The following is an 18,633-nucleotide window of genomic DNA, read 5'->3' on the forward strand; positions in this document are numbered from 1 at the left end:
TCAGCTCCGGGACGCCTGCGCCGCTTCCACGAAGCCCAGGATGTAGCCGTCGGGGTCGCGGACGTAGAACTCGCGGCCATAGGGCATCGTGCGCAGGGGGACCGTGATGCTCGCTCCCGCCGCGGCGAATTCCGCCGAAAGGGCCGCCGCGTCCGCGACACCGAAGCAGGCATCCAGTTGTTCGGCCGATTCGAAGGCTTGCTGGTCCCGCCGGCGGTGCGGGGAGCAACGCAGGTGGACATGGCAGCCGTCGCGGGCCACGCCGGCATAGAAGCCCTCGTGGTCGAAGTCCACGGCGAACCCGAGGCAGTCGCGGTAGTGGGCAACCGAACGAGCGAGGTCGGCGACCTGCAGGACGGGGGCGCCGTAGGTGAGGCTGGCAGCGGGCATGGATGCTCTCCTCGGTGGGTCACGCGACCGCGATCGGGGGGCTGCCCCTGCGGCGCGTCAATGCTATCCGGGACGGGCTGGTTTGGAAACGGCCGCGCGAGTCGATGTCGAGGGAGGCCGGGCAGCGCTCACCGCCCTTCAAGCGCGCGAAAGCTCGATGCGGATCCAGGGTTGCCATCGCCCCCTGCCTCCCTTGATCTCCCACAAGCCCGTGAGCCGGTCTTTCCGCGCGTTGAACGCGCCCTCGAAGCGGACCGTCTTCCCCTGGATGGTCCAGCGGCGGCCATCCAGGGCCAGGACGAAGGCTTCCGTCATGCCTTGGTCGTCGTAGGAGCGCGAGAAGTACGCCGTCGTCGCCGCATCGAACCCCATCACTTCCATCGATCGCGCCGGCTTGCCGTCGAAGCGGGCATCCACCTCGTGGACGATGAAGTGCTTCCCGGGAAGCCATCGGTAGGTGTCGGTGGCGACCAGGGAGCCGGCCGGGCTGGCTTCGGTCGCCAGCACTTCGCCGGTGGTGTTCCACGTGCCGATGAAGATCTCGAAGCGGGACATGGGGCTTGCTGCCATGGTTCTCCTTTGGAGCACTGCGGACGAAGTCAGGCTTCTTCGGCGTCCTTGCGCGACGCGCGCGCCAGCTGCTCGACCAGTTCGTCCGGGATCGATTTCGAAGGCGAGAAGGTGATGCCGGTCTTCGTCGCCTTCAGCCCGGCGGCCGCGATCTCATCGGCGAAGCGCGCGATGGCGCCCGGACGGAAATAGAGCCCGCACTGCTTGCTGAAGGCGGCATAGCTCGCGACGACCTGGCCGCCGATTGCGAACCCGGGCATGTTGTACGCCACGATTTCCTCCGCTTCCGGCAGGGCACGCGACAGCACCGCGCGCAGCCGTTCCAGCTCGGGGCGAAACGGTTCGGGCGCGGCGGCAAGATAGGCGTCGTGGTCGGCGATCGTGGCCATGGCTGGAGCTCCCGTGAAGACCTGCAGGATTTCGCGATTCTCGCCCGCACGACGGGGCGTCAGCGTGCCTGCCTGTAGTGCATCACGACCGCGCCGCAGCGAAGCGGCTTCGCCGAGACCAGCGCGAGCCGCCGCGTGGCGGGCAAGCCGCCCTCGTACAGGATCGGCCCGTGGCCGGCGATCCTGGGATGGACGAGAAAGATGTACTCGTCGATCAGGTCCAGCCGGTCGAGCTCGGTGGCGAGCTTGCCGCTGCCGAGGAGGATGCCGCCGGGCGTCGCGTCCTTGAGCTTCTGGATGCCCGCGCGCAGGTCGCCCGCAACGTGGTGGCTGTGGGTCCACGGAAAGTCCTTCCGCGTCGAGGACACGACGTACTTCGGCTTGGCCTCCAGCTTGATCGCCCACTCGCGAAGGGCGGGCGGTGCCTCCACCTCGCCACGGGCGACCGCGGGCCAATGGCTTTCCATCATCTCGTAGGTGACACGGCCCCACAGCATGGCGCCGTGCTCGTCCATGAGGCGGGTGAAGAAGGCGTGCGTCTCGTCGTCGGCGATGCCCTCCTGGTGGTCGACGCAGCCGTCCAGGGTGACGTTGAGGCAGAAGGTGAGGCGTCCCATGGTGTCGTAGTCCAACCGGCTAGCGGGGAGACAAGTGGTACGCGACGAGTGCGTTGGCATGGCCATGGCCCAGGCCGTGCTCTGACTTGAGCAAGGCCACCAACTCCATATGCTTGAGGTTGCCGGCGCCTTGCAGGACGCCGAACCAGTGCTCGACAGGATGCCCGTACTTCTTCTCGATGGAAGGGAAGTAGGAAGCGGGACCCTGGACCTTCTGCGATTTTTCCATGTTGAACCTCGAACGCGCGGCTGACTGATGCTGTGGGGCGACGGTGCAGTCGCCGCGCGACCGTGGGTGCCCCACAGCCACGACGAACGAAGGCCACCGGAATCGACATGCCCTGGTACGCATTCCTGCGCCGGTGGTGTGGACCGCACGTTGGGCGTCGCGGGAGCTCTGTGTCGCCTGCCATCAGGTGGGCCGCTCACTCGGCGGCAGGGCGGCAGCGGTGCCTCGGTACCCCCCATCCGGCAGGCCCGTCGTCGTGGACACGTCCCTGCGAAGCCGGCGCGCCGCCTCGCCTTCGACGAGCTCGAGGGACGACCAGAACCTGCGACCTTCGTACTGCGCGGAGAATGCGTCGACCACCAACTCGCGGTCGCCCGCTCGCTCGACGAGCGCCACGACAATCGTCGGGCGCCTTCCGAAAGGATGATAGGACGCCACGTGCGAAAACCGCTCCAGGGACAGTTCCACCTGGTGCCGCACGAGCACGGCATTCCGCCACCGAACCGTGACCGTCTTCCGACCGGAGTCGAACAGAATCTCCCTTGCCTGCGCGATGGACACGATCCACGTGCCGGCAGCCAGGAGAAATGCCGTGACCACGAGGGCTGCGTGAACGCCAAAATCGAGAGCGAGCAAAGCGAAGCATGCAACGGTCACGGCGGCCAGGATCAAAGCCGCCCGCAGGCGGACCTTGCGGGGCGTGACGGAACGGAGTGAAGCAAGGCCCATGTTCGCTAGCGCCCGAGTCAGCGTGAACGTGACCTAGTCGCCACCGCAGCCTCCGCCACAACCGTTGTCGGATCCCGACCCGCCGCAGCCACCACCCCCACGACCGTCCGCCGACGCGGGCTTCCTGAAGCTGGACGGGTCGTACACGACGGCACCCGGCGTGTTCAGCTTGGCATCCAGCGCGAACAGCAGCGGCAGACGGGTGGCCTTGAGCGGATGGATGTTCTCCTCCAGGCAAGCGAGGCGCCAGGTGCGCCACGTGGCCATCCGGTCCTTGTCGGCTGCGCGCATGACCGACCCTTCCGGGATGTGGTGGAAGTAGCCTCCGAACGCGCGCTGGCAGAACGCGCGATAGGCACGCGTGTCGAGGATGAACGCATGCCACAGGGCGTCCGCCACCTTGGACGGCATGGCCACGAGCTGGCCGCCGGCTCTCTTGTGCACCAGGAAGAACTGGCGGAGTGCGCGTGCGGCGAGCTGGACGTCCTTGGGTTCCAGTTGGGGATACGATCTGGAGAAAGTCTCCAGCACCCCGCTGGGGAAGACGTAGGACCGGATGTGATGCTCCCGATCCAGGTCGCGCCGGCGGACGTATTGCCAGGCGGCGAATGCTCCCATGGCCGCGAGGGCAACCATCAGCAGGTCGAGGCCGACTGTCATTGGATCCGCCGGCCACCTCGGAAGCTCACGTCCGGGGCCCTGTCAGCCGTCACTCCCGCACGCCCTTCCGAAATCGGTCGTAGGTACTCCACTCCGCATCCTGCTCGATGTCGATCTCGATCGGAAAGCGCTTCTGGTCCCGCAACGCCATGTTCAGCAATTCCATGAACTGGTCTTCGGACCGGGCATAGAAGATCCATTCGCGCAGGTTCTCACCGGTCGACACCAACGCCAGCAGCGCCACGCCCGGACGTTCGACGAGCGGCGCGAGAAGGTCCTCCAGCCGGTCCATGTCCTCGCGCTCGCTCGCGCCGGGCATTCCCGAGTCGGATGTGTAACGCCACATCACGATCGCGCGGTGGGGAAGGTCGGCACGCCGGAAGCCGGGACGGAAGTCCTTGGCAAAGCGGAAAACGATGGCGCGATCCAGGGTCTTGTGCCTCGACGTGGCGGTGGCCCAGGTGACGACGTCGGAGGGGGATGCGGATGCGGGGGTGGGGAGAGCCATTGCCACGATGAGGAGGAAGGCGCTCCAGCGGCTCGTGAACCGAATCGCCAGGGCAGGCCGTGCAGGAGAACGACCGGGACGAGGTGGAGCAGGGCGAGCGGGCAGCTTCATGCGGGCTCGCGGAGCTCCGCGCATCCCTGTGCCTTGAGGACACGTTCCGCCGACGCCGGGAATCTCTCCAGTTTCGCCGCGGGCCGCCGTGGGCGCGCCACCAGCTCGCCGCCGCAGTTCGGGCACTTCCCGTGCAGCACCGAGCTTGCGCAGTCCGTGCAGAAGGTGCATTCGAACGAGCAGATGCGCGCGTCCGCGGACTCCGGCGGAAGGTCGCGGTCGCAGCATTCGCAGTTGGGGCGCAGTTGGAGCATGGAAGGGTTCCTGTGGGATGCTGGCGGATGCTACGTCGGTCCGTGCGGGCTGCCAAGATGCATCGCGCAGGGCCTCCACCTTCCGATCCCGCGGCACTGTGTCCTCACCGGCATTCGATCCTTGCGCCCTCCGTCTCCACCCGGACCGCGAGCGCCGGCGTGGCGGCATCCGTGCTTTGCAGGTTGGTTGCGGTGGTGAGCCGGTCGCCCTCGAGGCGGTATTCGTACTCCCGCGTCGAGCCGATCAGGCTGGTCTGGAACGTGCTGCCGGTGAGCGTGGCTGCATAGACGTTGGGCCGCGCGATGCGGTAGCTGTACTTGCTGGTCACCGTGCCGCCCGAGGAGGCGCAGGACGACTCCAGCCGATCGTCCGTGAACTGGAGGACGCACCGCCCGGTGCTGTCTTCTGCCTTGGCGCCGCTGGCGAAGTGCTGGACGATCTTCACGGCCCGCCAGCAGCCGACCAGGGCAGGGTCGGGCGCGGCCGCGTGGATGCAGGGGGCGATGAGGGCGATGGAGAAGAGCAGGGAGATCGCGAACGGTTTCATGGTGGAAAGGTTGATGCGGAAACCCCCGGAGGCCCGGGCGTCCGTCCGGTGGGTCAGAGTGCGCCCCGCTCGGGCAGCACGAGCTTGCCAAGCGACATGAGCCCCTGGGCATCGAGCTCGCTGCATTCGGCCCACGTTCTTGTCCCTGAAAAGGTGGAAATATGCGTTGCGGAGATGGCGACCGTCCCCCCTATGGGCAAGGCTCCGACCTCGAGCGAGGTATTCCTCGGGGCGGAGACATGCAGGAACCGCCTTTCTCCGGCGGCCACGGCCAGGGTGGAAGCCGGCGCCTCCGCGTTGCCGCCATGGGGTGCCGAAGCGATCTTGTGCACGCCGGGCGCGACCACCGCGGCCGTGTATGTCATCGGCGGGAGCTTCGCCACGAGGCGCCCGTCGATGTACACCGGAAGCGTGGTCCCGTCGTGGGGCGCGCGGATGAGGTAGACGATGGCCATGCCGGGCGGAGCGTCCTGGAGCACGACGTTCGGCGGAAAGGAAAGGGGCTTGAACTCGCTGGCGCATCCCGCGAGCAGGGCCAAGAAGGCGGCGAGCAGAAAGCGTCTGTGCATTGCATGGTTCCTCGGGTTCCTTACGCTGTGCATCTCGTCTCCTTTGTGCTTCACGTCGACATGCCCTTCGGTGACCGGCATTGCTCGTCATTTGTAGGAAACCTCGAAGCTCCCCTTGTCCTTCGTGACCAGGTTCTTGCCGAAGGACAGATGGGAGAACGCCGAGTTGTACTCCAGGACGACGGACGACGGCCGGACTGCGACGACCTTGTAGTCGACCTTGGAATGGTGGTCTTGCTGCACGAACGATTCACCGGTGGCGAGAATGAAATCCCTCGAGTCGTTTGCGGCGGCCGCTTTCGAGGTGAACGCCTGGTTCGCCGTGAAGTGCACCCTGTGGTCGCCGGCTTTCTGGATCGTGGCCATGGACGTGAAAACGTGCAGCGCCAGCTGGTCCTTCTGGCGGTCGACGGTTTGTTCCACCAGCGGGTTCCCGGTGCAGCCAAGGGCGGCCAATGCGAGGGCGGGAAGGGTGCCTCTCATCTGCTGCGAGCCGGCATGCGCCCCACGCTCACTTGCCCTCGCGGGACAGGACGTCCGAGCGCAGGACGTACTTCGCACCCGAGAGCACTTCGGCACCTTCGTGGATCTGCTCGTGGTCGAAGACCAGGGCCAAACCCTCGCGTGGCGTGATCGAGGTCAGGCGAAACCGGGTCTCCCCGCCTTCGTACCCCTCATTCAGGTAGACCATGAAGGTGAGGATGCTGCGCGTGCCGTTGCCGTCGTCGTAGGCGCCGTCCATGTGCCACTTGAACCGTTGACCGGGAACGTAACGGTAGTAGCGGAACCTCGGGTTGAGCCCGACCAAGCGTCGGCCCAGCATCTGTTCGGGCATGCAGGGGGCGGCACGTGTCCAGAGATTGGTCGCCAGCTCGGCGTCGTCTTCGATGACCCGATCGTTGTTGCGGATGCGTTCGTCGACGACGGCAGCGCCGGCGCGGGAGATCTTCGCCCCCTCGAACCCGGAACTCTCCGAACGGGCTATCAAGTCGCGGCACTCCTGAGGGGACAGGAACCCCGGGATGGTGTAGACGCCGATGGCTTCCATCTGGAACTTGGGCATGGCGCGATTCTGCTCGATGTCGCCGTCTTGGCACAGTGGCCAGGCGGCAGGTCAGGCCGACTGCAGCACGCTCTTGGTCTCGAAGCAGTCCCAGCAAAGGAACACGTAGATCAGCGCGCAGTCCGCGATGCAGTACTCGTCGCCGATGGAGTCGAGCTGGCCGTAGAAGGACATGTGCTTACCGCAGGAACAGACGGGAACGTCCCCTTGCTGCATCCCGTCGGGATCCCCGCCGATCCGGTGGCGCTTGCCGACGGGATCGCCGGCCCACTGGAAGCCGATGGCGCGTTCGGCCTCAGGGGTCTCGGGACTGGTGACGAGCGGAATGGGCGGGATGCGGCGCATGGACTGGCTTTCGAGGAGGATGGGTAGACGGCGCGCGGGTGCGACACGATCGAGGGAAGTCAAGCATGTGTTTGCCGGTCTCCGCCGAAAGTCGCGGCCAGTTCCGAGAACGCTGGCGCGACAAGATCGTCACCGTCAGGCTCCATGCCGATCACCGGGACGGGCCCCGTTGAGGCCACCGTGTCTTCGGCAGCGGGTTGGCAAACGCGAAGCGTCCTTGCGCCATGCTCATGCCGGACTTCACCACAAACCGAACCTCCGAGCGGCGGTGTCCTTGCGACCCGGTTCGACAATGTCGGAGACACCGTGCTTGTCGAACCGCTCCAGCAGCGCGTCCAGCCCGGAACGAAGCTTCAGGTTCATTTCGCGCTCGTAGATGGGCACGACCGCATAGAACGAAATCTCCTTCACATCGGGAATCGCCAGCGTGTGGAACCCTTCCGGAACGGTGACCGACGGAACGACGAGCGCCCCACAGAACTTCGTGTTCTCCGCGTACGGAACTGCTCGGTCGCCGTTCGGAACCGTGTGACCCAAGCCGAGCCAGGTCTGGAACTCGTGCGGCAGCCTGGCAAGAACCTTCAGGAGACGAATCGGCCAGTACCACCGCTCGTCCTGCATGTCTGCCGGAGCGAGCTTCCAATCGGCCGGTAAAGTGATCAGCAGTTCCGCGTACTTCGGGAGACGAGGATCTTCAGGCGTCCGCATCGGCAGATCGCTCATTCCGGATGTGACGAGCCGGACGTACGGGAAGTCGGCGGTCGGCCTGACGACGTGCACGTCGATGTGCACCTTGTCGGAGGCCAGCTCGTGGAAGACCGTCTCGATGGGGCCGAGATGCTTCTCGATGTGGTCCGAGATCTGCTCGATGTACTCCTCGCCAGGGGGAGCTGCCCAGGGAAGCGCCTCCCCATGCTGGTAGATGGGGCTGCCGCTCAGGGACACGACCTTCGCTGCATCTTCGGGCTTCGAACTCACGCTGGTCTCCATTGCAGATTGACGTTCAACCTTTCCCTCCGGCATCCCGTTTGTAGTACAGGAGAGCTTCCCACGTCACTTCTTCCACGGGCAGTGCCAGCCCGTTCTTCGCGTTCACGAGCCGGACAATGGTCATGACCATAGGGTCAGGGCGCAGCGTGCGCGACCTGACACAGGCGTCAAGGATGCGCGCCTGCCGCACAACCTGCTCGGCTTCCACCAGTTCGTCCAGCGACGCCGAGAACGGCTCGCCGAGGTCGCAAACGATGTTGAGAGGACGTCCTTGTCGGAAGGGCTAGGGCGCGTCCTGAACATGAGATGCGAGAAGCTTGGTACCGAGGGCGAAAGACGCCTTGGCAATCAGGCCGTTGACAACCTCATACACGCACAGCATCTCAATGGTGCCCTTGCCTTCGGGGAAGTTGCGCGTGATGCGCTCGTGGTCGACCACCACCGAGCCCAGCACGACACGCGACAGGAGCTCGGCATGGAGATCCGGTTCCGCAAACCGGGACACCATGCGCTCACGGATTTGCGCATGGCCTGCAGCCAGGCAAGAGCCGTGCAGTTCGAACTGCTGCGCATCGGAAGCGTAAGTGGCAAGCCAGGCGGACAGGTCGCGGGCGTTGTACGCCTCGAGCTGACGCTGGACGATGGATTCGGGGCTGTGCATGGACTCGACGATTCGGTGGACATCCGTCGGGTGTACAGGTGCCACATCGGTGACGGCTCTTGGACGCATTCTAGAGCCCACCGTAGGACCGGATGCGATGCTCCCGGTGCAGGTCACGCCGTCGGGCAGACTCTCGTGGGTTCGTCAGGAGTTCGGGGCGCGCCGCGCGTTCTAGCGCGGGCTTGCCGGAGCCACCATGGCGGTGGCCGTCGCCAGGTGAGGGGCCCCAGCGCCCGCCTGCGAGAGAAAGCCTTCGGCGAATGCAAAGTTCCTGGCAGACCGAACGACATGGGCCCGAAACGCAAGCAAATCACTCACGAGAGCCAGCGACAGGAACTTCACCGAAAGCTCCAGGGTCACGACCACCTCGGAATCGTAGTGCCCGAGCCCGGCCAGCACGAATGCCGCATCAAAGCCCGCGGCGATCACCCCACCGTTGATCGCGGCGGTTCCGCCACCACCCTGGAGTCCGGCGTCGAGCTTGGTAAGCGTGATGATCGCCGTGCCGGGGTCTTCGAATGCACCCCGGAACCCGAACCAGTGGATCTCCGGGCGGGCGTTGAACTGGGACAACTGCGCATGGCGGCGGGGCGAACCCAGCCGAAAGGGGATGGTCGGGCTTTGCATGGAAGGCGTCAGGGGGGAGGGGTGGGGTACCTGCGTCGGGGTGAGGCGAGGCTGCGGCCCGGCGCCAACGACGTGGCGTGAGCCCACTGCTGGTTCACTCCTTGAAGTCCTGGCTGGCATTCTTCGGGAGATCGTCGTTGACGTCCAGCCAGGGGACGTGGCTGGCGTAGGAGGCGTGCTCGCTCGGTTCGTGGTCCAGCGGATCGGAAAGCAGCGCCCTCGCCACGTGCATCTCGCCGGGCCAGCGTACGGACTGAAAGAGCATGGGGCTTCCGCAGACCGCGCAGAAGCCGCGCTTGGCGCCCGGACTCGACGCATACCAGGTCGGGCTTTCGGAGCCCGGCTCGAGGGAGAACTGCTCCGTTGGGAACGCGGCCCAGGTGACGAAGGGTGCGCCATGGGCGCGGCGGCAGTCGTTGCAGTGACAGTGCGAGACCCACTTGGAGGGAAACTCCGCGCGGAAGCGAACGGCGCCACAGAGGCACGAGCCGCGGGCGAAGGAGGTGGTCATTGCGAGGACTGCCCTTGTGGGGTCCGTGCGTCGAGCGAAACTTCAGGTCGCACTCGCGGACGGAAGACTCACGGTGCGCCTTTGACGGCGATGGCCTCGACCTCCAGCAGGAAGTCCGGGCTGGCCAGGCCCGGCACGAACACCAACGTGGACGTGGGGCGGTGATCGCCAAGGTGACGGAGGCGAGTCTTGCGCACCACGTCGACGTCCACGCCCGCGACCAGATAGGCCGTGAGCTTGACGATCGCATCCATGCCCAGACCGTGCGCAGCGAGGCAGGCCGCAAGGTTGCTGAACACCGCTTCGGCTTGTTCTGCCACTGAACCAGGGATCGAACCGTCCGGGCGCATACCGACCTGGCCGGAAACGAAGATCAACTCCGAGCCTGCGGGGACCGCCGCAGTGTGTGAGTAACTGCCCTGGGGCGTATGGACCGTGCTTGGATTGAGGAACTGAACCATGCTGCAACTCCTGCTTGCTTGTGCGATCTAACGTCGGAGTTGACCGGCGCGCGCCGGCACGGCGCCGCCAAGCCTACGATCCTTTGCGGGCTTGGCGGCGCCCCTGCCGGTGCGAGTCCGAGTCGAACTACCCGACGCGCTCTGGATGTGAAGCATTATTTCAAGCCGTACTCGCGGTCCAACGCGACGGCAACTCTACCAATGAGATCAATGGGCAACGGCTGATTGAGCGGAAATGACAAGTTGCCCTTCTCATTGCGAAACCGGGCGATCTCCCGAATGAGCGCGGCGTCGTGCGTGACCGGCGGATAAATGCCAATGTGCTTCTTGAACGCCGCGAAGTAGAAGAAGGCGCGCTTGGTTTTGAACGCGGGCATGTTGTAGCTGATGCACCGCTTGGCCTCAGGTAGCAGCGACTCGACCTCGGCCTGAATGGACTCGAGCAGAGGGCGAGCCTCGGGTGCCACGCTACCGAAGTAAGCCTCATGCGATGCGAATGGCACGACTCGTCCTCCGCGATTAACGAAAAAGGTGATCGGCACGTTGCGACAAGGGCCCGCACGGTGCACGATTCCTCACGGCACCGTGCGGGCCCTTGCCGCAACGTGTTCGAGTCGACCGACCTGTTAGATTTCAACGCTCGACCAGCGACCCATTCGCTATTGATCATGTAAGCCCGCCAAGATGCTGTGAACAGATCGGAAGCCCAACGGACGTCGAGCGTCCCGCAGCAGACCCAGGGATTCCAGCCGAATCTTCACTGCTGATCGAGAAACGCCATATCGTTGCATTAGCCCGCCTGTTACTGAGTCGAAACTCTGCAGATTGCAAGGCTGATTGTCGACGTACAGGGGCCCGTAGCCTCGATTAGGGATGTCGAGAGCGCGTACAACGCGCTGAAAGTCTTCCGCGACGTGCGTCCGGGGCATCAACAAGCCCGCAGCCAGGAAGTTCGCCTGAAACTCCATACGGGCGACGTCCGCACCTTCAAACGCCGGAGAACGCTGCAGTTCGAAATCCTTGTCATCGCACGACTCTCGTACGAGGAACCGCCCGTGGTTCAAGAGGTGCTGGGACAGTTCGTGCGCCAGAGTGAATCGGTCGCGCCCCCGATGGGGAGAGCCCACCGCGAATACTTGAATCAGAGGCGGATCAAAAGTGATTCGCCCCAGGACTGGTGCGCTTGCGGTCGATGCAGGCGCAGCGACTCCCCTCTCCACCTTCAATCCTGTGAGAGCTGACTCCCGCTCACACAGCGAGTCGAGGTCCACTTCACCTCCAGAGTAGTCAAGCGCAGCGAGGATATCTGCAGCTTTGCTCTCCAACTCGTCCTTGTCATAGAAGGGAATCTGGCTACTCAGCTTGCTCCGCCGGTTCGCAACGCGACGGGCCTGGTCTTTAGTGAGTGCAGAATCGAGCACCAAGTCTTCGAAGAAGTCCCACAACGAGTTCGTGTCTCGTACCGGCGACTGCAGGTAGAGGTCGAACGCCAGACTATGAAAGGTGTCCACCGAGAGGGCGGATCCAACCAACTCCGCGTCGTCGGCTGGGGTAGTTTGTGCGGATGCGGATGGAGACCGCTTGAGTTCCCACTTGAAGTCTTCGGGGCCGAAGTAGCGCACAAGGCCCATGCCTTTCGACTTCGCGAACTCGCGCGTCCCGTGCTGGAAGGAGGCGGTGGATGCGATAACCGCCTTGACGTTGGCCGCGGCAACTTGCTGAACCTTCGCAAAGAACTCCTCCGCGTCGTCCACTGGGACAGAGTGCGAGTAGTTCTTGCACTCGATCAGCACAAGGCAAGAATAGTCTCGCGCGCCGGGAAGATACAGCTCTATTGCGACGTCGAAGACAATCTCAGTTCCGCGGTCCTTAGAGAAATAGCCCTTCTTCCAGAACACCTTGCAGTTCTGCTTCTTTGCCCAGAACCTGTCGGCGTCAATCTCGGACTGGAACAAGTCGCGTATTCGGCGCTCAAGTGAGTTGCCCTTCGCGTGGGTAGAGGACGCAGCGGCCATCTGTGCAATCTAACGTGAAGGTGACCGGCACGTTGCGGCAACGCGCCGCGAGGTGCAAGATATCCAACTGCGCCCCTCGGCGCCTTGCCGCAAAGTGTCCGAGTTGACGGTTCTGTTAGACCGCAGCGCCCCCCCGCACGTTCTCATCAGCCGGAACCTCCTCCTCCGCCGCCACCGCCGCCCCCTGCAGGAAGTGCACGCTGCGGAACATAGGTGGTTCGGGCGTTATCCACGATGAAGGTAACTCCCGCGCCTCGAAGAAAGGAAGCACACGGGTCTTGCGCGATCTGCGACGCTGCCACTTCGGGAGCGAACCATCCTCGCCTATAGGCCTCATAGACAAAGAGCCAGTGCTCTTCGAGGAAGCAATCTTCTGGAACCAAGACTTCCATAGTGCAGGATCGAACGGCTGGGAGAATGCCGTCGTCGTGGTGCTTGCCATCATTGCTGCGGACGCCACCAACGCATCATCCATTCCAGTGATGGCACTCTGAGAATCGACTCCTATAGGAAAGCCAATATACATCGCAGCCCAGATGCTCCAGACAACCTCACTACTGTGTCCCGCAGCTGCGCTGGTTCGAATCACTGAGTCTACCGCTGCAGTAGCGATAAGTGGGTCCGGGACCTTCAGCCCCACCAAGCGATTGATGGCGAGAACATCAACGACATAGCGTATGGAACCGGGATCGATCGTGACACACTGCCACAAAAGCCTCTGTGCAGCGTCCCATGCCTTAGCAGTCGGCCGAACGCCTGAAAGTGCCGCAACCGCGTACCGGAGAACTCCCGTCGTGCGATCCGCCCTCGCAAGGGAAAACGCTCGATTAAAGTAGTCGACCCATTGGCTCGGAGGAGCGTTCGTCGCGTCGGGAAGATCTCTTCGAAGTTCACTCACGAATTTCGACTCGAGTTCGACGGGCAGCTCTTCTATTCGGGTCTTCAGCGCATTGGGCTGCAACTCCAACTCGCTGAGGAGAGCCTCGATTCTCGTCAGCGCCTTATCCGCATCAGCCAAAGTACGAAACGTGAGCTCAATGTCGTCGATGAAGCGGCAGCCCCCGACGACGTCGCACTCAAGCTTGATGCGTTCGTCCAGAGGCGACAGGAGCAACTCCGCGACCCCTAGCGATGTGTCCGGCCCAATCGCTACGCCCTTTGTTTGGCCGAGTTGACACGCCTGCAACTCCTTGTCTAGAACGTTCCCAACGAGTGCCATGTTGTTAACACCCGCCTTCGCTATCGCCTTTGTGTGAAGGACCCAGGGGACAGAATGCGTGTAAATGGAGGGGTAGAACTGCGCAATGTCGGTATGCAGCACGTATCGCGCTCCAACCCGGGCCCGAATCCGCGGAGTCGCGCGATCCTTGATCTCGCGGGCCATACCACGGCCGCCAAGCAAGGCCAAGTCCGGCTTCGTGAATGAATACGGAGATCTATTCCACTCTGCCGCTAGCACTCCCTGATGCTGCTCGAACGCAGATGCCAACCTAAAGAAGTTGACGGGGTTCGGGATACCTAGCCGGCGGCGCAAGCCTCCGGGACGCGCCAGGTCGTGCTGCAGCGGCGCGGTCCACTTCGCCTTTGCTTGGGTGAAGGGCGCAGGGAGGCCAGCAGCGCCAATCACACCTGCCAAAGTCACCGAGCTAAAGAGCGGCGGCAATTCCTTCGGTAGGTATCCCCGGGCGAGTAGGCGGCGTGCGACCATTCCGTATTCTGCGGTCTAACGTCGGAGTTGACCGGCGATCAGAGGAAAGGAACGGAGCGACGCAAAGGACCGCCGCTGGGCGTCCGTGTCGAACGACCTGTTAGACCGCAGTGTCCACCGGTTCATTTATGCTCCTTCGGCCCCTCTCGGCGCCGCCTCGACTCTTCCATCCACACCGCAACGACAGGGCTCATATCAACTGGCTTAACGAAATCTTCAAGCCAGCGATCTAGGTACCTATAAGCATCCGGCCAATTCGGGTACGCAGCCGCAGTGTGTCTCATCGCCAACCTTAGAGCATCGACTTGTGCCATGAGGTCGTTCGAAGATATCTCCCCAATGGCGCTCAGCCTTGATATAGCTCGGAGCATTGCGCGGCTCAAGAGATCATTGGCCTCTTCGCCCTTGTCGCGCCCGAAGATGGACTTCTTACCTTGGCATCGGTACGCCTTCTCTGCCGCCATCACCAAATCGGTCAGCTCTTTCGTTGCGATGCCATATTTCGCAACCAAGATGGCTTCGTCCACTTTGCTCGTCATAGCAGCTACCCTCGGTTCTGCCGTCTAACGTCGGAGCTGACCGGCACGCACCGGCAAGACGCCGCAAGACGTATGCTTCCGCGCACGGCTTGCGGCGCCTTGCCGGTGCGTGTCCGCGTCGAACGACCTGTTAGACATCACGCCCCAACTTCATGCCGTGACGAGTGACGTAGAAGCGCCGTGTTCCTTGAGTGGTGCGGTCAACCCGGACTAGGCCAGCGGCGACTAGTGCGTCCATATCCTCTTCCAGAAACCTTGGTTCCTCCGCCTGAACAGTTCCTGAAGCGCCATCCATGAACAGGAATTCCCGGCCCTTCGCGACCGTCTTGTGCTCCATGACGTATCGTGCAGACGATGAAGCAATCTGCCGCAGAACGGCTCGCGCCTGCGCCGAAAGCGTCTGACGCGGATAAGTCAGCTGCACTACCTCAGAAAATCCTTCGACTCCCTTAGCCACGTCGGCCAGCAAGTCTGTAATACGGGTGAGGCGCGCTACTAGCTCTTCGTGATTGGTTCCCAGCAGGTTACCGAGAGCGACCTCCAACTGCCGATTTGACACGATGGCCTGGGCGAGCGATTCCTGGTGCTGGGCTCTGAGCCAATCCGTAAAGGCGGCGAGATCCTCACCCTTCCTCTCAGACTTGAAATTTGTGAGCAGGCCGACCAGGGTCGCGAATGTGCCAGCGAGTGTCAGTGGATCCATGAGGTTTCCGTGTGAGGTCTAACGCAGTTTAGGCCGCGACCAGCGGACCACAAACCCGCACATGCCGGATAAAACTTGTCCCAGCACTGCCGCAACACGTTGATTCTTCAAGGTTTTCCCCTCCATTGCCGATATGCAGGTCCCGTTTTTCGGGACCTGTTATCCCGCAAACGCAAAGTTCGGACACTGCCGGATAAGCCTGCCGGATAAAGCCTGAATTTGCTTCAAAGCACCCACGGCCGAGAGCCTGTCGCCGCTACAGATTCCAGCCCGATGCTAAGTCTGGAGACTCATCGTGTGCAAGATTTATCCGGCGTTGCCGCAGACGTCCAGTACGGGATGCGGGGCGAACCGGACGGAGAGTGAACCCCCGGGGCGAGCGGGAACCCGCCGTGGCATTCACATCGCGCCGTCGAACATCATCACGTCCACCAGCTCGCCGACCCCAACATTCCCCTGCCCATGGTGCAGCACGATCAACCCATTCGCCTGCACCATCGAACTCAGCACCCCGGATCCCTGGTTCCCCGTCGTCCGCACTTCCAACCCGCCATCCGCCGCGCGCGTGACCGTCCCGCGCTGGTACTCCGTCCTCCCTGGCTTCTTGCGCATCGCCTCCGCGCTCCTCGCCTTCAGATACAGCTGCGGCTCCACGCGCGCACCCATCATCCGCAGCAGCGCGGGCCGCACGAACGCCAGGAAGGTCACCATGACCGCGACGGGATTCCCCGGCAGCCCGAACAGCACCGACTCGCCGATGCGCCCCACCGCCATCGGCCGGCCCGGCCGCATGGCGATCTTCCAGAAGGCGACGTCGCCCAGCTTCTTCATCATGGCCTTGGTGTAGTCGGCCTCGCCGACGCTCACGCCACCGCTGGTGATGATCGCGTCCGCCCGCGATGCCGCATCGCGGAAGGCTTGCTCCAGCAGCGCCGGTTCGTCGCGCACGACGCCGAGGTCGATCACCTCGCATCCCACGCGCGTGAGCAGGCCGTGCACGGTGTAGCGGTTGCTGTCGTACACCGCGCCTTCGCGCTGCGGCTCGCCCAGGCTCAGGATCTCGTCGCCGGTGGAGAAGTACGCCACGCGCAGGCGGCGGAAGACCTCCACCCTCGGGATGCCGAGGCTCGCGATGAGGCCGCACGCAGCCGGCCCGAGGCGTTCGCCGGCGAGGAGGGCAGGGCGGCCCTCCATCAGGTCTTCGCCCTTGTGGCGCCTGTTGTCGCCCGGCTGCAGCAGTCCCGCCGGGATGGCGATGCGGCCATCGTCCAGCGTCTTCGTGAACTCCTGCGGCACCACCGTGTCCAGGCCGGCCGGCATGATGGCGCCGGTCATGATCTTCACGCACTGGCCGGGCTGCACCTCGCCTTGCCAGGCCTTGCCCGCGAGCGCGGTGCCCACCACCTCCAGCTGCAGCGCGCCGGACGCGAGTTGCGCGCCGTCGAAGGCGAAGCCGTCCATCGCGGAGTTGTCGTGCGGCGGGACGCTGATCGGCGACACCAGGTCGCGCGCGAGGACGCGGCCCAGTGCTTCCAGCACGCCGACCTGTTCGGTCTCCTGAACCGGCAAGACCAGCTTCGCCAGGAAGTCGCCGACGCCGTCGGCGGACAGCGCCTGCGGATCGTAGCCTTGCAGCTGCGCGGCGATCTCGGCGAGTGTCTTCACGGTGCCTGTTCCAGCTTGTGCAGTTCGGCGAGCGTGTTGGCGTTGAAGAAGGCGGACGGGTCGTCCCCCTCGCGGTCGAAGGGCACCACCACCGTCCTGTGCTGCGCCGTCCAGGCGTCGATCTTGCGGCCGCCGGCGTGGGTGAAGCGCACCAGGCTCTCCAGCAGGTCGCGCTTCATCAGCGTGAAGACCGGCTGGGTGCGCACGTTGCCATCTTCCTCGCGCGCCGCTGCCATGGCGATCTCCGCGCCGTCCCGTTCGAGGGCTTCCAGCAGCCGCTGCACGAGATCCTGCGGGAAGAGCGGCGTGTCGCACGGCACGGTGACCAGGTACTCCGTCTCGCAGTGCTCCAGGCCGACCAGGAAGCCGGCCAGCGGACCGGCGAAGTCGGAGATGCCATCCGGCCAAACCTGCGCGCCGAAGGATTCGTAGGCACCCAGGTTGCGGTTCGCGTTGATCAGCACGTCGCCGACCTGCGGCCCCAGGCGCATCAGCGTGTGCAGCGCGAGCGGCATGCCGCGGAAGTTCTGCAGGCCCTTGTCGACCCCGCCCATGCGGCTGCCGCGGCCGCCGGCGAGGATCACGCCGGTGACGTCGTTCTTGTCGCTCATGGGGGGATGTTAGCCCCGGAAAAGCGTCAGCCGCCGATGTAGCTCATCTCGACGCGGCGCACGCCGGCCGAGGCGTCGGCGGGCAGGGTGCTGCGGAGTTCCGAGTAACGGTCGTCCCGCCCCTGCCAGATGTGCCCGATCGCCGACGCCAGCTGCTCGTCGCTGGCGCCCCCGCGCAGCAGTTCGCGCAGGTCGTAGCCGTTGCTCGCGAACAGGCACAGGTACAGCTTGCCCTCGGTGGACAGGCGCGCCCGGTTGCAGTCGCCGCAGAAGGCCTGCGTCACGCTGCTGATGAAGCCGACCTCGCCTTCGCCGTCGACGTAGCCCCAGCGTTCGGCCGTCTCGCCGGGTGCCGCGGCGTCCAGCTGCACCAGCGGGAACTCGGACGCGATCCGCGCCCGGACCTCGGACGAGGGCATCACTTCGTCCATGCGCCAGCCGTTGGTGGCGCCGACGTCCATGTACTCGATGAAGCGCAGCACGATGCCGCTGCCCTTGAAGTGGCGCGCCATCGGCAGGATCTCGTGGTCGTTGGTGCCGCGCTTGACCACCATGTTGACCTTGACCGGGCCCAGGCCAGCCTCGCGCGCGGCGGCGATGCCTTCCAGCACTTCGGCGACGGGGAAGTCCACGTCGTTCATGCGGCGGAAGACGGCGTCGTCCAGGCCGTCCAGGCTGACCGTCACGCGCTTGAGGCCTGCATCCTTGAGCGCCTGGGCCTTGCGCGTGAGGAGCGAGCCGTTGGTGGTCAGCGTCAGCTCGGGCGGAGTGCCCTCCACCGTCCGCAGCTGCGACAGCTGGTCGACCAGGATCTCGAGGTTCTTGCGCAGCAGCGGCTCGCCCCCGGTCAGGCGGATCTTGCGCACGCCGTGCGCCAGGAACTGGCGGGCCAGCCGCGTGATCTCCTCGAAGCTCAGCAGCGACGCATGCGGCAGGTACTGGTAGTTCTTGTCGAACACCTCCTTGGGCATGCAGTAGCTGCAGCGGAAGTTGCAGCGGTCGGTGACGCTGATGCGCAGGTCGCGCAGCTCGCGGCCCAGGGTGTCGGCGACCAGGCCGGTGGCGGCGACGGGCTGCGCGGGCACGCTCGCGCGCAGCGCCGCCAGGCGCTGGTCGACCAGCGGGATCACGCGTTCAGCCATGCCGCCATTGTGGAGCAG

28 protein-coding genes are annotated in these 18,633 nt (G+C 64.4%); all 28 read right to left on the minus strand.

Features of this window, described 5'->3' with window-relative positions:
- A complete protein-coding gene (locus tag IM787_RS10500; protein WP_193676616.1) occupies positions 1 to 390 on the minus strand; it encodes a VOC family protein in 390 nt (129 codons plus the stop codon).
- A 138-nt stretch (positions 391 to 528) separates the two neighbouring features.
- Positions 529 to 960, minus strand: coding sequence for a DUF1579 family protein (locus IM787_RS10505; RefSeq protein WP_193676617.1), 432 nt, complete (start codon positions 958 to 960; stop codon positions 529 to 531).
- 29 nt (positions 961 to 989) lie between these two features.
- Positions 990 to 1,349: an iron chaperone gene (locus IM787_RS10510; RefSeq protein ID WP_193676618.1), complete on the minus strand. Its 360-nt coding sequence runs from the start codon at positions 1,347 to 1,349 to the stop codon at positions 990 to 992.
- Positions 1,350 to 1,408: 59 nt separating this feature from the next.
- Positions 1,409 to 1,966, minus strand: coding sequence for a dihydrofolate reductase family protein (locus IM787_RS10515; protein WP_193676619.1), 558 nt, complete (start codon positions 1,964 to 1,966; stop codon positions 1,409 to 1,411).
- 19 nt (positions 1,967 to 1,985) lie between these two features.
- The gene (locus IM787_RS10520) at positions 1,986 to 2,195 is read right to left on the minus strand and encodes a DUF4287 domain-containing protein (protein WP_193676620.1); all 210 of its coding nucleotides are present in this window, start codon (positions 2,193 to 2,195) and stop codon (positions 1,986 to 1,988) included.
- A gap of 183 nt (positions 2,196 to 2,378) precedes the next feature.
- Positions 2,379 to 2,924, minus strand: coding sequence for a hypothetical protein (locus IM787_RS10525; protein WP_193676621.1), 546 nt, complete (start codon positions 2,922 to 2,924; stop codon positions 2,379 to 2,381).
- 33 nt (positions 2,925 to 2,957) lie between these two features.
- Entirely contained in the window at positions 2,958 to 3,584 is a 627-nt protein-coding gene (locus IM787_RS10530; RefSeq protein WP_193676622.1) for a glycine-rich domain-containing protein, read from the minus strand.
- A gap of 49 nt (positions 3,585 to 3,633) precedes the next feature.
- Positions 3,634 to 4,092, minus strand: coding sequence for a DUF695 domain-containing protein (locus IM787_RS10535; protein ID WP_193676623.1), 459 nt, complete (start codon positions 4,090 to 4,092; stop codon positions 3,634 to 3,636).
- A gap of 107 nt (positions 4,093 to 4,199) precedes the next feature.
- Positions 4,200 to 4,457 (minus strand): DUF1272 domain-containing protein, encoded by a 258-nt coding sequence (locus tag IM787_RS10540; protein ID WP_193676624.1) that lies wholly within the window; start codon positions 4,455 to 4,457, stop codon positions 4,200 to 4,202.
- Positions 4,458 to 4,561: 104 nt separating this feature from the next.
- Positions 4,562 to 5,005: a hypothetical protein gene (locus IM787_RS10545; RefSeq protein WP_193676625.1), complete on the minus strand. Its 444-nt coding sequence runs from the start codon at positions 5,003 to 5,005 to the stop codon at positions 4,562 to 4,564.
- 53 nt (positions 5,006 to 5,058) lie between these two features.
- Positions 5,059 to 5,655 carry a hypothetical protein gene (locus tag IM787_RS10550; protein WP_193676626.1) on the minus strand — a complete coding sequence of 199 codons (597 nt, stop codon included), beginning with the start codon at positions 5,653 to 5,655 and terminating at the stop codon, positions 5,059 to 5,061.
- Positions 5,656 to 5,661: 6 nt separating this feature from the next.
- A complete protein-coding gene (locus tag IM787_RS10555) occupies positions 5,662 to 5,997 on the minus strand; it encodes a hypothetical protein (protein ID WP_193676627.1) in 336 nt (111 codons plus the stop codon).
- Positions 5,998 to 6,085: 88 nt separating this feature from the next.
- Positions 6,086 to 6,637 (minus strand): prolyl hydroxylase family protein, encoded by a 552-nt coding sequence (locus IM787_RS10560; RefSeq protein WP_193676628.1) that lies wholly within the window; start codon positions 6,635 to 6,637, stop codon positions 6,086 to 6,088.
- A gap of 51 nt (positions 6,638 to 6,688) precedes the next feature.
- Positions 6,689 to 6,982 (minus strand): hypothetical protein, encoded by a 294-nt coding sequence (locus tag IM787_RS10565; RefSeq protein ID WP_193676629.1) that lies wholly within the window; start codon positions 6,980 to 6,982, stop codon positions 6,689 to 6,691.
- Between the two features lie 240 nt (positions 6,983 to 7,222).
- A complete protein-coding gene (locus tag IM787_RS10570; RefSeq protein ID WP_354004395.1) occupies positions 7,223 to 7,960 on the minus strand; it encodes a suppressor of fused domain protein in 738 nt (245 codons plus the stop codon).
- A gap of 25 nt (positions 7,961 to 7,985) precedes the next feature.
- Entirely contained in the window at positions 7,986 to 8,180 is a 195-nt protein-coding gene (locus IM787_RS10575; RefSeq protein ID WP_193676631.1) for a hypothetical protein, read from the minus strand.
- Between the two features lie 75 nt (positions 8,181 to 8,255).
- Entirely contained in the window at positions 8,256 to 8,633 is a 378-nt protein-coding gene (locus IM787_RS10580) for a nuclear transport factor 2 family protein (RefSeq protein ID WP_193676632.1), read from the minus strand.
- A gap of 171 nt (positions 8,634 to 8,804) precedes the next feature.
- Positions 8,805 to 9,260 carry a PaaI family thioesterase gene (locus IM787_RS10585; RefSeq protein ID WP_193676633.1) on the minus strand — a complete coding sequence of 152 codons (456 nt, stop codon included), beginning with the start codon at positions 9,258 to 9,260 and terminating at the stop codon, positions 8,805 to 8,807.
- 94 nt (positions 9,261 to 9,354) lie between these two features.
- On the minus strand, positions 9,355 to 9,771 hold the full coding sequence (locus IM787_RS10590) for a GFA family protein (RefSeq protein WP_193676634.1): 417 nt from the start codon (positions 9,769 to 9,771) through the stop codon (positions 9,355 to 9,357).
- Between the two features lie 68 nt (positions 9,772 to 9,839).
- Positions 9,840 to 10,232, minus strand: coding sequence for a RidA family protein (locus IM787_RS10595; RefSeq protein WP_193676635.1), 393 nt, complete (start codon positions 10,230 to 10,232; stop codon positions 9,840 to 9,842).
- Between the two features lie 155 nt (positions 10,233 to 10,387).
- On the minus strand, positions 10,388 to 10,735 hold the full coding sequence (locus IM787_RS10600) for an iron chaperone (protein WP_193676636.1): 348 nt from the start codon (positions 10,733 to 10,735) through the stop codon (positions 10,388 to 10,390).
- A gap of 156 nt (positions 10,736 to 10,891) precedes the next feature.
- A complete protein-coding gene (locus IM787_RS10605; RefSeq protein WP_193676637.1) occupies positions 10,892 to 12,247 on the minus strand; it encodes an ImmA/IrrE family metallo-endopeptidase in 1,356 nt (451 codons plus the stop codon).
- Positions 12,248 to 12,362: 115 nt separating this feature from the next.
- On the minus strand, positions 12,363 to 13,568 hold the full coding sequence (locus IM787_RS10610; RefSeq protein ID WP_193676638.1) for an RNA-directed DNA polymerase: 1,206 nt from the start codon (positions 13,566 to 13,568) through the stop codon (positions 12,363 to 12,365).
- A 509-nt stretch (positions 13,569 to 14,077) separates the two neighbouring features.
- A complete protein-coding gene (locus IM787_RS10615; RefSeq protein WP_193676639.1) occupies positions 14,078 to 14,482 on the minus strand; it encodes a hypothetical protein in 405 nt (134 codons plus the stop codon).
- Between the two features lie 142 nt (positions 14,483 to 14,624).
- Entirely contained in the window at positions 14,625 to 15,197 is a 573-nt protein-coding gene (locus IM787_RS10620; RefSeq protein ID WP_193676640.1) for a hypothetical protein, read from the minus strand.
- Positions 15,198 to 15,596: 399 nt separating this feature from the next.
- Positions 15,597 to 16,862 carry a molybdopterin molybdotransferase MoeA gene (gene moeA, locus IM787_RS10625; RefSeq protein WP_193676641.1) on the minus strand — a complete coding sequence of 422 codons (1,266 nt, stop codon included), beginning with the start codon at positions 16,860 to 16,862 and terminating at the stop codon, positions 15,597 to 15,599.
- Positions 16,859 to 17,473, minus strand: coding sequence for a molybdenum cofactor guanylyltransferase MobA (gene mobA, locus IM787_RS10630; protein WP_193676642.1), 615 nt, complete (start codon positions 17,471 to 17,473; stop codon positions 16,859 to 16,861). Before mobA ends, moeA begins: the two co-directional genes overlap by 4 nt.
- Before the next feature lie 26 nt (positions 17,474 to 17,499).
- Entirely contained in the window at positions 17,500 to 18,615 is a 1,116-nt protein-coding gene (gene moaA, locus IM787_RS10635; RefSeq protein ID WP_193676643.1) for a GTP 3',8-cyclase MoaA, read from the minus strand.
- Positions 18,616 to 18,633: the final 18 nt, after the last annotated feature.

This window comes from Ramlibacter pallidus (genome assembly GCF_015070875.1).
Lineage (GTDB): Bacteria > Pseudomonadota > Gammaproteobacteria > Burkholderiales > Burkholderiaceae_C > Ramlibacter > Ramlibacter pallidus.

Coding starts and splice junctions, on each gene's coding strand:
- IM787_RS10510 (WP_193676618.1), bottom strand. CDS start 1,349: ATGGCCACGATCGCCGACCACGACGCCTATCTTGCCGCCGCGCCCGAA.
- moaA (WP_193676643.1), bottom strand. CDS start 18,615: ATGGCTGAACGCGTGATCCCGCTGGTCGACCAGCGCCTGGCGGCGCTG.
- IM787_RS10520 (WP_193676620.1), bottom strand. CDS start 2,195: ATGGAAAAATCGCAGAAGGTCCAGGGTCCCGCTTCCTACTTCCCTTCC.
- mobA (WP_193676642.1), bottom strand. CDS start 17,473: ATGAGCGACAAGAACGACGTCACCGGCGTGATCCTCGCCGGCGGCCGC.
- IM787_RS10525 (WP_193676621.1), bottom strand. CDS start 2,924: ATGGGCCTTGCTTCACTCCGTTCCGTCACGCCCCGCAAGGTCCGCCTG.
- IM787_RS10605 (WP_193676637.1), bottom strand. CDS start 12,247: ATGGCCGCTGCGTCCTCTACCCACGCGAAGGGCAACTCACTTGAGCGC.
- IM787_RS10500 (WP_193676616.1), bottom strand. CDS start 390: ATGCCCGCTGCCAGCCTCACCTACGGCGCCCCCGTCCTGCAGGTCGCC.
- IM787_RS10515 (WP_193676619.1), bottom strand. CDS start 1,966: ATGGGACGCCTCACCTTCTGCCTCAACGTCACCCTGGACGGCTGCGTC.
- IM787_RS10595 (WP_193676635.1), bottom strand. CDS start 10,232: ATGGTTCAGTTCCTCAATCCAAGCACGGTCCATACGCCCCAGGGCAGT.
- IM787_RS10545 (WP_193676625.1), bottom strand. CDS start 5,005: ATGAAACCGTTCGCGATCTCCCTGCTCTTCTCCATCGCCCTCATCGCC.
- IM787_RS10505 (WP_193676617.1), bottom strand. CDS start 960: ATGGCAGCAAGCCCCATGTCCCGCTTCGAGATCTTCATCGGCACGTGG.
- IM787_RS10560 (WP_193676628.1), bottom strand. CDS start 6,637: ATGCCCAAGTTCCAGATGGAAGCCATCGGCGTCTACACCATCCCGGGG.
- IM787_RS10585 (WP_193676633.1), bottom strand. CDS start 9,260: ATGCAAAGCCCGACCATCCCCTTTCGGCTGGGTTCGCCCCGCCGCCAT.
- IM787_RS10530 (WP_193676622.1), bottom strand. CDS start 3,584: ATGACAGTCGGCCTCGACCTGCTGATGGTTGCCCTCGCGGCCATGGGA.
- IM787_RS10580 (WP_193676632.1), bottom strand. CDS start 8,633: ATGCACAGCCCCGAATCCATCGTCCAGCGTCAGCTCGAGGCGTACAAC.
- IM787_RS10550 (WP_193676626.1), bottom strand. CDS start 5,655: ATGCCGGTCACCGAAGGGCATGTCGACGTGAAGCACAAAGGAGACGAG.
- IM787_RS10535 (WP_193676623.1), bottom strand. CDS start 4,092: ATGGCTCTCCCCACCCCCGCATCCGCATCCCCCTCCGACGTCGTCACC.
- IM787_RS10620 (WP_193676640.1), bottom strand. CDS start 15,197: ATGGATCCACTGACACTCGCTGGCACATTCGCGACCCTGGTCGGCCTG.
- IM787_RS10540 (WP_193676624.1), bottom strand. CDS start 4,457: ATGCTCCAACTGCGCCCCAACTGCGAATGCTGCGACCGCGACCTTCCG.
- IM787_RS10590 (WP_193676634.1), bottom strand. CDS start 9,771: ATGACCACCTCCTTCGCCCGCGGCTCGTGCCTCTGTGGCGCCGTTCGC.
- IM787_RS10565 (WP_193676629.1), bottom strand. CDS start 6,982: ATGCGCCGCATCCCGCCCATTCCGCTCGTCACCAGTCCCGAGACCCCT.